Below are 12,759 nucleotides of genomic sequence, written 5' to 3'. Positions count from 1 at the left end.
GCGTTAACCAACAGTGTTAATTGCATCGGTAATGTAATTAACCATGTCGTCGATTTGTGACTTTTCCACTATAAGTGGCGGAGATATTGCAATAATGTCAGCCGTTGCCCGTACTAACGCGCCATGCCTAAAGCAATGATCAAAAATGTCATAACCTCGTTTACCCACGCCTTTATCACTTGGTGCTAATTGAATACCTGCAACTAAACCGGTATTACGAATATCAATGACGTTTGGTAAACCTTTAAGGCTGTGAACCGCTTGCTCGAAATAAGACTCAAGCCCTTTTGCGCGTTCAAATAATTGCTCATCTTCATATATGGATAAGGTCGCAAGTGCTGAGGCTGCCGCGACCGGATGACCGGAATAGGTATAACCATGGAAAAACTCTATTAATTCATCAGGGCCATGCATGCAGGTGTCGTGAATGGTATTGCTAACAAATACCGCCCCCATTGGAATTGCACCATTATTAATGGCTTTGGCTGTGGTGATCATGTCTGGGGTAACTTGCCAGCGCTCGCTGGCAAAGGCGGCACCGACTCGGCCAAAGCCGGTGATCACTTCATCGAATATTAATAAAATGCCGTGCTTTTGGGTGATTTCGCGTAACCGCGTTAAGTACCCATCTGGCGGTAAAATAACCCCAGCAGAACCAGACATAGGCTCAACAATGACCGCGGCAATGTTCTCGGCGCCATGTAAGGCAATCAGTTGCTCAAGCACTTCGGCTTTATCCAAACCGTGTGGCGGTAAACCGTGGCTAAAGGCATTATTGGCAATATCGAGTGTATGAGGCAGGTGATCGATCCCCTGGAGTAATTGCTGACTAAAGGTTTTGCGATTATTACTGATCCCACCGACTGAAATCCCGCCAAAACCGACACCATGATAACCAAGCTCGCGGCCGATAAACCGAGTACGCGTGGCTTGACCATTAGCGCGATGATAACAAAGCGCCATTTTTAGGGCGGTATCTACCGATTCTGAACCGGAATTGGTAAAAAACACCTTATCCAATCCGTCAGGGCTCAGCTGACTGAGTTTATGCGCTAATTCAAAGGCGAGCGGATGGCCCATTTGAAAAGACGGTGCATAATCCATTTGGCTAATTTGTTTGCTTACCGCTTGGGAAATTTCTTGGCGGCCGTGGCCAGCATTGCAACACCATAAACCGGCAGTAGCATCGAGTACTTTATTGCCTTCAATATCGGTGTAATACATTCCTTGTGCCGAAACCAAAAGCCTAGGATTAGTCTTAAATTGCTTATTGGCAGTAAACGGCATCCAAAAATGTGCCATGTTCGGCAATGTTTGCGATGAATCGCCAGTTCCATTTTGCTGATATTCGCTCATAAATTGACTCTACATTGATAGCTACAATTACTAGGGATTCATCTCAAATTGATTAAATAATGAGTGACGAATATTCGCTATGCTATGTCAAAAATAATGAACGTTAAAGTGTTTTGTGCATTTATTTAAACTAAATGTGCCTATTTTGTAAAATATATTGAAAATATCTTGCTGTTGAGCATAATCAGGTGACAATATTCATCAAGGTTATTGTGTCGATAATCCATTTTATGTGACACAAATTTTAGGTTTAGCACCTGCTTTTTAGCGCAGTTTGGTGCTTATCAATCCATTTATTATTTCGAGGTCACAATGAGTACTCCAACAAGTCGTAGCGATTGGGAAGCACTAGCAGCAAGTCTAAAAATCACTGGGCAAGCTTTCATTAATGGTCAATATCAAGGTGCCGCTTCTGGTGACACATTTGACTGTATCAGCCCTATTGATGGCCAAGTATTAGCTAAAGTGGCTAGTTGTGATTTAGCCGATGCTAACCTTGCTGTAGCGAACGCGCGTGAAGTGTTTGAAGCGGGTACTTGGTCAATGTTACCGCCAGTAAAGCGCAAGCAAGTCATGATTAAGTTTGCTGATTTACTCGAAGAAAATGCCGATGAATTGGCGTTACTTGAAACGCTTGATATGGGTAAGCCGATTCAGCATTCCAAAGGTGTTGATGTGGTCGGTGCCGCTCGTGCTATACGTTGGTATGGTGAAGCGATAGATAAAATTTATGATGAAATTGCTCCCACTGCTCATAATGAAATAGGCATGATCACTCGCGAACCCGTAGGTGTGGTTGCAGCCATTGTGCCATGGAATTTCCCAATGATTATGGCATGTTGGAAGCTTGGGCCTTCACTCGCCACGGGTAATAGTGTGATTTTAAAGCCATCTGAAAAATCACCACTTACGGCTATTCGCATGGCGCAATTAGCGATAGAAGCGGGTATTCCGGCAGGGGTATTAAACGTATTACCAGGCTATGGTCATACAGTTGGTAAAGCGTTGGCACTGCACATGGATGTCGATACTTTAGTATTCACTGGTTCAACTAAAATTGCTAAGCAGTTAATGATTTACGCAGGCGAGTCGAACATGAAGCGCGTGTGGTTAGAAGCGGGCGGTAAGAGCCCTAATATTGTGTTTAATGACGCACCAGATTTAAAAGCCGCTGCAGAAGCCGCCGCAGTCGCCATTGCTTTTAACCAAGGCGAAGTGTGCACTGCGGGTTCTCGTTTATTGGTTGAGTCAGGGGTAAAAGATGAGTTAATCAAGCTTATTGTTGAAGAAATGCAAGGGTGGCAACCTGGGCATCCACTTGATCCTAAAACAACCTGCGGCGCAATGGTCGATCAACAGCAACTGACCAACGTGCTTAATTACATCAAGGCCGGTAGCGAGCAAGGTGCTACCTTAGTTGATGGTGGTAAACAAGTGATGGCAGAAACCGGCGGCATGTACGTGCAACCAACCATTTTTAGTAATGTTAGAAATGACATGACCATTGCCAGCGAAGAGATTTTTGGCCCTGTGTTATCAGTTATCGAGTTTGATGGCATGGAACAAGCCGTCAAGATTGCCAACGACACTATGTATGGTTTAGCGGCAGGTGTGTGGACATCAAACTTAAGCAAAGCTCACAAAACAGCCAAAGCGCTGCGCAGCGGTATGGTATGGATTAACCATTATGATGGTGGCGACATGACTGCACCGTTTGGTGGTTATAAACAGTCAGGTAATGGCCGAGATAAATCATTACATGCGTTTGATAAGTACACCGAAATCAAAGCAACTTGGATAGCCCTATAACAGGCATTTTAATGTAGATTAATAGCAAGCCCTTTAGCAATAAAGGGCTTTTTTATTGGTCATATTAGCGCTGGACAACTCATAGCAATGACTCAAATTTTGTTTAACAAGTGCATCTATATTGCTGAGGCCTTAATGCGAGCGGAGGTTAAGCAAAATTAACGCTAAAATGCTAACTATTCGTTGTAGACTCAAAGGCATTATTTACCTCAACATGTCATACACGGATGAATACAGATGACCCATAAGAGCTTCTCTCGTTTAGCTATTATTGTTGCTGGTGGCTTTTTTAGTTTTATTTTGTGGATTATTTACCTCGCCAATACTGGCAGTCAAAGTGTGTTTTTCGACGTAATAAAACATGTTCCCTATGGTGACAAGATTTGTCACATGTTGTTATTCGGGTTATTAACTTTTGTGGCCAATTTAGCGCTGCAGAGTCGTCATTTTTGTATCGGGCGTCTTCCGCTTTATTACGGCACTGTGTTAGTGTCGATATTCGTCCTGAGTGAAGAAATCAGCCAGGGTTTTATCCCATCAAGAACATTAGACATCATCGATTTAGTTGCCGATGCTGTAGGTATAATTTTATTCAGTTATTTAAGTGGGTTAACTCAGCGTTATATAGACAATCATCATGAGAGTACTCGTGTGAGTTAGCATCAATATTTTCAATCAATATTTGCCATCAATTGTAAGAGAGGTTTAATGTGAATTTTCCTTTAGTGACCACCGATTGGTTAGCGCAACACTTAGAAGACCCAGACCTTGTATTACTAGATGCCAGCATAGACATTGTGCTGGGAAAAGAACCACTTGTTTATGATGAGCTTTACGTTATTCCTGGTGCATTATCGTGCCAAATAGATAAACTTTTTTTCAATCATCAATCTCCACAAACTCACGCTATGCCCACGGAAGATCAATTTACTGTTGCAACTAAATCATTAGGAATAAGCCATAATAGCACCGTAGTTATTTACGATGACCAAGGCATTTATTCTGCACCGCGTGCGTGGTGGACCTTTAAAGCAATGGGATTTGATAAGGTATTTGTACTCGATGGCGGTTTACCACAGTGGCGCAGTGAAGGGCGAGACACAGTGCGTCAGTTTGCGACAGCAACTGACTCTGGTGATATTAAAGGCCGCTTGCAGCAATATAAGGTGTGTGACACTGAGTTTGTGTTAACCCATCTTGGTCATGCAAAAGTTGATATTATTGATGCGCGAGCAGCAGGGCGGTTTAACGGTACGTCACCAGAACCTCGTGTTGGCATGCGCAGTGGTCATATACCCGGTTCACTCAACTTGCCTTTTGCACAGGTATTAAACGGTTTTAAAATGAAATCTATCCGTGAATTGCATACAATTTTCGCCACCTTAGATACCAGTAATAATGCTCAACGGGTGTTTAGCTGTGGTTCAGGAATTACCGCCTGTATTTTGATTCTGGCTTCATATGTAGCAGGGCATCATCAAGCAGCTTTATATGATGGTTCTTGGGCAGTTTGGGGCGGCGATGCTGCGCTTCCTATTGAATAATAGGCTTAATTTTTTATGGCCTGTGGCCACTAACGCTTAAGATCGCAAGGTTCCACCCTGCACGGGCTATTAGATTATGGCCTACGGCCACTAACGTCGTGGCGCTTCACTCACACCAGACCAAGAGGAAACCAACGGCTGTTCCCTCTTGGATCTCCCAGCCGCCACATCAAAATCATCTGAAAAGCGATAATTTCGCGACGTGGTCAGATCCAGCTTTTAACTTCATCTTAGTGTTCTTCAGCCTTATTCGAAAATGCTAACGCTTCCGATAGGCCATCCATGGCCACCGAAAGCTAGCCTGACGTCCTGTCAGGCTCACGCATTCTTTTATAAAGAGTCTTCAACGGCCTCAAGTTCAGAGTTGAATTTGGGCATGACTAATTCGTTTCGGACACAAAAGTGGCTTAAAACTTATCTTTTTATAAAAGTTTATGCGGACCCAATTAAATTCCCAGCTTTTAACTTCGTCTGAGTGTTCTTCGGCCAACTCTTTATGATAAAGAATGAAAATGCTAACGCTTCACATAGGGAGTCTGATGTGAATGGATTCACAAATGTCGTGATGGCATGGTCAATGATGTTCCCTACATCATTATGACATTTCCAATATCCATATAGGTCAGATGTGCGAGAAAGGCCATGTCAGGCTCACGCATTCTTTTATAAAGAGTCCTCAACGTCCTCAATCAAGCTGAAACCGGATGGTTAAAGTAGCAAAATAATCTTAAAGCTATATAGTCCAACGACCTGCAATGATAAGTCTCTGGCGATAATGTTCAGTTAGAGTCTGATTAATCAATATTATCGAGGGCGTTACATTATTTACTTGTGAATAATGAGCTTGTTATGCTAATTTTTTGCGAACTCAACATCATGATGGAATATGAATGTATTATCTACTGCTAGCCATGCTGCTAACCTTAACTGGTTGCGCAAGTAAACAACCCTCTTTTAGTCTTGTTATCGACCCCTTATTGCCCTCTGTCATTAATTATAGCGGTGAAATTGATCCAGATAATGTTGCCGCCTTTGAACAAAGCATAGCAAATAGTTCAACTCAAATAACCTCATTGGTTATTACCAGTGGCGGGGGCGATGTGTTTGCTGGCATACGATTAGGTGAGTTGGTATATCAGCACAAATTAAAGGTCTTAGTAGACAAAGTCTGTGCGTCATCTTGTGCCAATTATATTGTAACAGCCAGTGATAACGTGACGATAAAACAAGATGCTTTATTAGGTTGGCATGGTGGGGCGTTACAACCACTTTTATATGACCCAGAAAGTATTCCTTTGCACTTAGAAGGCATGAAAGAATATGTCACACGCTGGGCAGAAGCCGAGCGCATCTTTTTTGATAAGGTTAAGGTTAATCAAGCTGTCACTGTATTGGGGATGATGCCAGGCTTAAATGATAAACGAAACACGCCATTATATAGTTATGATCCACAGACGTTAAAGGCGTTAGGTTTACATATTACTTTTGAAGACAAGCAAGCAACAGTTTCTAAAACCGGCGAAGAAATTGTACAAATATTTAGCTTAAGCCCTGAAGTATTAGACACTTTACTGATGCAGCATGCACAAAGGTTGCAGCAATTGTAATTAAGTTAGCTTGTCTTTTAAGCGATGGCCTACGGCCACTAACGCTTAAGATCGCAAGGTTCCAGCCTGCACAGGCCAAAAGGGGGTCAACAGCAACCCCCTTTTTATTCTTTATTAAAGAATTGGCCCCTGCCGTTCCGGCAACATTTTCGCTATTTAACCAAACAACAGCAGCGAAAAAAATTGCGACGGAAATTGATCCAGTCTCTGGCCGCGTATTTAACCATCTTCGGCCCATCTTATTAATAAAGATTGAAAATGCTACGCTTCAAATGCATCTCTTCCCCTCGAAAGATAGCCTAGCATCGATCTCAGGACTCATACTATTTTCTTCAACGTCTTTAATGTATTTGAACCTGATAGTTACAAGTCATAGAATTTACTTTTACATGTTAAAAAATTTTATAAAATGAACTTAATAAATTGTGTGTCAGAGTAGCTTAATTGCTTTATTACAAGGTGACAGATAGGATAAAGTTATGTTAACAAATGGTTTATGTTCATTTTTTTAAGTGAGCTATTTAATAAGCGTTAGCCGCTAAAGTTAAGGATAAAATCGTGCAGCCTAAATCTCACACACTGTTTCATTTCACAAAAAATGTAGACTTTCTGAAAGATATTTTAAAAAATGGATTTTGGCCGAGATATTGTCTTGAAGATGTAAGGTGGTATAGCGGTAATGAGAGCCAATCCGCTTATCCAATTGTTTGTTTTTGCGATATACCTCTTTCTAGAGTAGATGAGCATGTTGATTTTTATGGACGTTTTGGAATCGGTGTTACTAAAAGTTGGGCCTTATCACATAATCTATCACCAGTAATTTATATAAATGAAGGTAGTCCCCAACATTTATCAATAAAAAAATTGTTTGGAAAAAACTTGGTTGATGAAGGTTTTTATAAAGACGCATCTGACGATATTAATAATCTAATGACTCATATTAAGCCTATTGAAGGTAGAATGTTTGTTCATGGGAAATTTATTTTAAAGGACTTTTATCAAGAAAATGAGTGGCGATTTGCTGTAAATGGAAAATATTCTGATTTAAAAATTAATGCTTTTCTCTATGAGAAACACTTCCAAAATAATAACATACTGGATTTACAAAATAAGTTATCTAAAGAGACATACAGCCTCAAAGTGTCCCCAACGGATATAAAATATCTGTTTGTAGATTCTGATTCTGATATTCCAGATTTAATAAATTTTATCCAGACTGAATTAGATCATTACACTAGTGCTGAAATAAAAATTTTAATATCTAGGGTAATATCTATAGAAACAATCAGTCGCGATATGTGATCGATTAAAGGTCGTTATTTTTTAATGCCTTATCGTACTTGGTTTTTGAATTCAGTCTCAGTCCACATTGTGCAGAGGCCGTTGAAGAAAATGGCGTGAGTCCAGACATGGATGTTTGGCTAGCTTTGGAGGGGAAGGGACGCCCCATCTGAAGCGTTAGCATTTTCGAATAAGGCCGAAGAACACTAAAATGAAGTTCAAAGCTGGATTAATCCCCATGGCGACCTTTTCGCTGTTTGAAAATGTTGCGGGGCGGCTGGGAGTTCCAAGAGGGAACAGCCGTTGGTTTCCTCTTGGTCTGGTGTGGGTGAAGCGCCACGACGTTAGTGGCCGCAGGCCATAAAAAGAACAAAGGTTGACCCTTTTGCCAACCCGCAGCAAATCCATCAACCTATAGCAAATCCTTCATCCTATGATAAAACATTCCAGCTGCAAGCAATGGTGATCGCAACATGGGTCCGCCTGGGAAGGTCATGTGTTTAATGTCATTAAACACATCAATACGTTGTGATTGCTGGCTAATGGCTTCAGCAATTAATCTTGCTGCCATATGCGTAGCGTTTACCCCGTGTCCGGCATAAGCTTGAGCAAAGTAGATGTTGGCGGCGTCAGGTAAACGGCCTATTTGCGGCATGCGATTGGCGCCGATGCCCATCATTCCGCCCCATTCATAATCAATTTTGATACCTTTTAATTGTGGGAAGACTTTTTCAAGATTAGGTCTTAATTCGGCTTCAATGTCTTTTGGGTCTTTACCAGAATAAGTGCATAAACCACCAAACAATAAACGACGGTCTGCTGATAAATGGAAGTAGTCTAACGCCACGCGCATATCGGCAAATGCCATGTTTTGCGGGATGATACTGGCACATTGTTGCTCGGTTAATGGCTCAGTGGCTAATAAATAGGTGCCTGTTGGCAACACTTTTCCACCAAGGAAAGGGCTTAATTTGTTACCGATATAACCATTACCGGCCATGACTAGATAGTCACAAGTTACTTCGCCTTCAGCGGTAATGACTTTGGGTTTAGTGCCTTTAATAATTTTTTCTGCGGCGCTGTATTCAAATAATTGTGCACCAAGTTCGCGGGCGACACGCGCTTCGCCTAGGGCTAAATTAAGTGGGTGCAAATGTCCGCTGCCCATATCGACCAAGGCGCCTTGATAAAAGTCTGAACCGATAACTTCACCAATTTGTGAACGATCAAGCAGCTTGATTGTTTTTTGATAACCTTGGTCTTGAAGATCTTGGTATTCTGCCGCTAAATCATCCATGTGCCGTGGCTTTACGGCTAAATCACAATAACCCATGTGTAAGTCGCAATCGATTTTGTGCTCGGCAATGCGCTCGGTGACAATATCAACGGCTTCAAAACCCATTTGTTGAATAGATTTTACACCTTCGTCACCAATTTCATTTCGAAATTGGCTAGCGTCATGACCGATCCCACGGATAAGTTCACCACCATTTCGGCCAGATGCGCCCCAACCAATCCGTTTGGCTTCGAGCAATGCGACACTGTAGCCGCGTTGTCTGAGTTCAATTGCAGTATTGATCCCGCTAAATCCACCGCCGACAATACACACATCGACAGTAATGTTTTCGGTTAGCTTGGGGTGCTGATAAAGCTCTTTGGCGGTCGCGACATAAAAGGAGTCTGGGTAGTGTTGGCTATGAATCGGGGATTTATGCGACATAAATTCTCCAAGCTATTGATTATAGTTGTAATAATAACTTTTAAATGAATAGTTAGATGCAATCTAAGCCATCTGCGGTGTGCATTTTATTTAACACTTATTTGGTGTAAAATACAATTGCTTTGATTTAAGTAAGATATCATGCTTAATGAATACAGATTTTTGGTAAAGTGTTAATAATCTGCAACACTTTAGCAGCAGGATATTGGTCAACATTTACTAGGAGAACGAATTTGGATATTGGTACAAGCCTAAAAGCTGTTCGTAAATTGAAAGGGTTATCTCAGCGTGAGTTAGCCAAGCGTGCAGGGGTTACCAACAGTACAATTTCAATGATTGAGAAAAACAGTGTTAGCCCTTCGGTGAGTTCACTTAAAAAGGTTTTAGCCGGGATCCCGATGTCATTAGTGGATTTTTTCTCTATTGATGATGGCTCTATCGGTGACCAAAAAGTGGTTTATCGGGGTAATGAGTTGCTGGATATAGGTACGGGTGAATTAGTCTATAAGCTTATTGGCCGTGATTACCCAAACCGTGCGATGTCGCTAATGAGTGAAACATATCCTGTCAATGCTGATACAGGCGCTGAAATGCTGCAACATAAGGGTGAGGAAGGTGGCATCATTATAGAAGGTAAGCTTGAGCTTACTGTTGGCGAAGAGGTTTTTATCCTCGAAAAAGGCGATAGTTACTATTTTAATAGTGAACAACCTCATCGATTTCGTAACCCATTTGATGAACCTTGCAAGCTAACTAGCGCCACAACACCAGCTGATTTTTAATGATTTATTATTCAACTTTTTCTGCTTATATCTACTACGTTTGTTCAAGGGAATAGCCCAAGATTATCAATTAATCTTGCTATTCCTACTTCTCAAAAAGCTAATTGCTAACTCACTTTTAGCCTTTGTCGTATTACTTCCTAGCATGAGATTATTGGCTTGTGTAAAGAATATTAAGCAACAAATTCCCTTTTTTCGTGCATTGCCCTCCCCATTTTGGCGCATTTCTTTATGATATTTAATCAAAGTTACTTAGAATATTTTTTTATGCATTGCGGTTAATTTAAAGTTACTATTTTGTTTTTAAAGTGTTTTAATTTATTTTTGTTAAAAGTTGTTTTTATCATCAGTTATCCTCTTGCCTAGCTAAAAAAATCCGTGTAGTGTGTGAAAAAACGAACACGTAAAACATTAAGTTCGTCACATTCTTTGCTAAAGGTGAGATATGTCTCTGTCAGGTCTTCCCCTCATAGGGGTAGTAGCGTGCAACCAGCAAATTGGTCTTCATCCATTTAACATTGTGGGTGAGAAATACTTGTTAAGTGTAGTTAATGGCGCTAAAGGGTTCCCCTTAGTCATCCCATCACTGGGCGTAGATACGCCTATTGACGCTATTCTTGCTCGTCTCGACGGAATCCTTTTTACAGGTTCTCCATCGAATGTTGAACCTCATCATTACCAAGGTCCTGCTAGTGATGATGGAACCCATCATGATCCCAAGCGTGACGCATTAACCTTACCACTGATAAAAGCCGCTATTGATGCAGGGATCCCTGTATTAGGTATTTGTCGTGGTTTTCAAGAAATGAACGTTGTTTTTGGTGGCAGTTTGTATCAGAAGCTACATGAAGTTGGCACGTATATTGAGCATCGTGAAGATAAGAAAGCCCCATTAGATGTGCAATATGGTATTTCGCATCCAGTTAATCTGGTTGCTGGCGGGCTTCTTCACGATGCATGGGGCTGTGACACCGCAGAGGTTAACTCTGTTCATACTCAAGGCGTTGAACGTCTTGGTGAGGGGTTACAGCCAGAAGCATTCGCTCCAGACGGTTTAGTAGAAGCATTTTCTGTTAAAAATGCTAAAAATTTTGCATTGGGAGTCCAATGGCATCCAGAATGGAAAGTAACCGAAAATGCATTCTATACTGCAATTTTCGAAGCATTCGGACAAGCCTGTAGACAACATGCGGCAACACAAGTGAGATAAAAATGGATAAGTTAATCGCTTTTTTAAAAGACAAAAAAATTACCGAAGTAGAATGTGTTATCAGTGATATGACTGGAATTGCACGAGGCAAAATTGCCCCAGTAGATAAGTTTGTATCCGAAAAAGGCATGCGTTTACCAGAGAGCGTGCTATTGCAAACGGTCACCGGTGATTTCATTGATGAAGAAATTTATTATCAACTTCTCGATGATGCCGATATCGATTTTGTCTGTGTTCCAGACGAAAATGCAGTATTTATGTTGCCATGGACCGTTGAAGCCACGGCTCAGGTTATCCATGATTGTTATGATCGTATGGGTAATCCAATTGAATTGTCACCGCGTAACGTGTTGAAGAAAGTACTTAAGCTTTATGAAGATAAAGGTTGGGAACCGGTGATTGCTCCTGAAATGGAATTTTACCTCACCAAACGTTCAGATGATCATGATTTACCGCTTAAGCCACCTATTGGGCGCTCTGGCCGCCCAGAAGCAGGCCGTCAGTCTTTCTCTATCGATGCTGCTAACGAATACGATCCATTGTTTGAAGATATGTATGATTGGTGTGAAATCCAAGGGTTAGATATTGATACTTTGATTCATGAAGACGGTCCAGCACAAATGGAGATTAACTTCAGCCACGGTAATGCATTGTCATTAGCCGATCAGGTGTTTATTTTTAAGCGCACCTTAAAAGAAGCCGCATTAAAGCATGATGTGTGTGCCACCTTTATGGCTAAGCCTGTTACCGATGAACCTGGCAGCGCGATGCACATTCACCAGAGCGTACTGGACATTAAAACCGGTAAAAACATTTTCACTAAAGAAGATGGCACTCAAAGTAAATTATTCCTCAGCTATATTGCGGGTTTACAACAGTACATTCCTGAATTGTTACCGTTAATGGCGCCAAGTGCTAACTCGTTCCGCCGCTTCTTACCGGGCACTTCTGCTCCAGTAAACTTGGAATGGGGCGTGGAAAATCGTACTTGTGGTCTTCGTATTCCTGAATCATCGCCACAAAATCGTCGTATTGAAAACCGTATTCCGGGTGCTGATGCTAACTGTTATCTTGCGATTGCTGCCAGCTTATTATGTGGTTATATCGGTATGGTTGACGACTTAAAACCTTCTACACCTGTGACAGGAAAGTCGAACGAAAGCCGTACTAATAACGAAAACTGCTTACCTTTGACCTTAGAAGAAGCGTTAGTTGCGATGCAAAGCAGTGATGCTTGTATTGAGTATTTAGGCCAATCTTTTACCACTGGTTTTGTGGCGGTAAAACAAGCTGAACTTGAAAACTTTAGACGCGTTGTGAGTTCGTGGGAACGTGAGTTCTTATTACTAACAGTGTAATGATGGCTGAGCGTATTGGCTTACATTATTAATGTGTGTGGATAGCAGCAGATAGCAAATACCAACGGATTTGCTATCTGTTTGAAAGGATA

General features: G+C 41.5%; 10 protein-coding genes. 8 read left to right on the top strand and 2 right to left on the bottom strand.

Annotated elements, in window-relative coordinates; all coding sequences use genetic code 11:
* Window positions 1-3: 3 nt before the first annotated feature.
* Window positions 4-1,356 (bottom strand): aspartate aminotransferase family protein, encoded by a 1,353-nt coding sequence (locus tag GUY17_RS16110; RefSeq protein WP_162023728.1) that lies wholly within the window; start codon window positions 1,354-1,356, stop codon window positions 4-6.
* A 312-nt stretch (window positions 1,357-1,668) separates the two neighbouring features.
* Here GUY17_RS16110 and GUY17_RS16105 point away from each other — a divergent pair, with 312 nt between their 5' ends.
* The 5 genes from GUY17_RS16105 to GUY17_RS16085 all read left to right on the top strand — a co-directional run bounded on the left by GUY17_RS16105 (window position 1,669) and on the right by GUY17_RS16085 (window position 7,618).
* Complete coding sequence (locus GUY17_RS16105; RefSeq protein ID WP_011638465.1) at window positions 1,669-3,165, top strand: aldehyde dehydrogenase; 1,497 nt, start codon at window positions 1,669-1,671, stop codon at window positions 3,163-3,165.
* 237 nt (window positions 3,166-3,402) lie between these two features.
* Window positions 3,403-3,825, top strand: coding sequence for a VanZ family protein (locus GUY17_RS16100; RefSeq protein WP_162023727.1), 423 nt, complete (start codon window positions 3,403-3,405; stop codon window positions 3,823-3,825).
* A 50-nt stretch (window positions 3,826-3,875) separates the two neighbouring features.
* The gene (locus tag GUY17_RS16095) at window positions 3,876-4,709 is read left to right on the top strand and encodes a sulfurtransferase (RefSeq protein WP_162023726.1); all 834 of its coding nucleotides are present in this window, start codon (window positions 3,876-3,878) and stop codon (window positions 4,707-4,709) included.
* Between the two features lie 890 nt (window positions 4,710-5,599).
* Window positions 5,600-6,316, top strand: a complete 717-nt coding sequence (locus GUY17_RS16090; RefSeq protein ID WP_162023725.1) for a hypothetical protein — start codon at window positions 5,600-5,602, stop codon at window positions 6,314-6,316.
* 558 nt (window positions 6,317-6,874) lie between these two features.
* Window positions 6,875-7,618, top strand: a complete 744-nt coding sequence (locus tag GUY17_RS16085; RefSeq protein WP_162023724.1) for an abortive infection system antitoxin AbiGi family protein — start codon at window positions 6,875-6,877, stop codon at window positions 7,616-7,618.
* 391 nt (window positions 7,619-8,009) lie between these two features.
* On the opposite strand, the gene GUY17_RS16080 is transcribed toward GUY17_RS16085, so the two are convergent.
* The gene (locus GUY17_RS16080; protein WP_162023723.1) at window positions 8,010-9,317 is read right to left on the bottom strand and encodes an FAD-binding oxidoreductase; all 1,308 of its coding nucleotides are present in this window, start codon (window positions 9,315-9,317) and stop codon (window positions 8,010-8,012) included.
* A 233-nt stretch (window positions 9,318-9,550) separates the two neighbouring features.
* On the opposite strand from GUY17_RS16080, the gene GUY17_RS16075 reads away from it, so the two are divergent.
* The 3 genes from GUY17_RS16075 (at window position 9,551) to GUY17_RS16065 (ending at window position 12,667) form a co-directional block, all read left to right on the top strand.
* On the top strand, window positions 9,551-10,099 hold the full coding sequence (locus GUY17_RS16075; protein WP_101088804.1) for a cupin domain-containing protein: 549 nt from the start codon (window positions 9,551-9,553) through the stop codon (window positions 10,097-10,099).
* Window positions 10,100-10,544: 445 nt separating this feature from the next.
* Window positions 10,545-11,309 (top strand): gamma-glutamyl-gamma-aminobutyrate hydrolase family protein, encoded by a 765-nt coding sequence (locus GUY17_RS16070; protein WP_101088805.1) that lies wholly within the window; start codon window positions 10,545-10,547, stop codon window positions 11,307-11,309.
* Between the two features lie 2 nt (window positions 11,310-11,311).
* Window positions 11,312-12,667 carry a glutamine synthetase family protein gene (locus GUY17_RS16065; protein ID WP_162023722.1) on the top strand — a complete coding sequence of 452 codons (1,356 nt, stop codon included), beginning with the start codon at window positions 11,312-11,314 and terminating at the stop codon, window positions 12,665-12,667.
* Window positions 12,668-12,759: the final 92 nt, after the last annotated feature.

It is taken from the genome of Shewanella sp. Arc9-LZ, from assembly GCF_010092445.1.
Taxonomy (GTDB): Bacteria; Pseudomonadota; Gammaproteobacteria; order Enterobacterales; family Shewanellaceae; genus Shewanella.
Note: the sequence above shows the minus strand (reverse complement) of the source record. Positions and strands in the feature narration are given on the sequence as shown.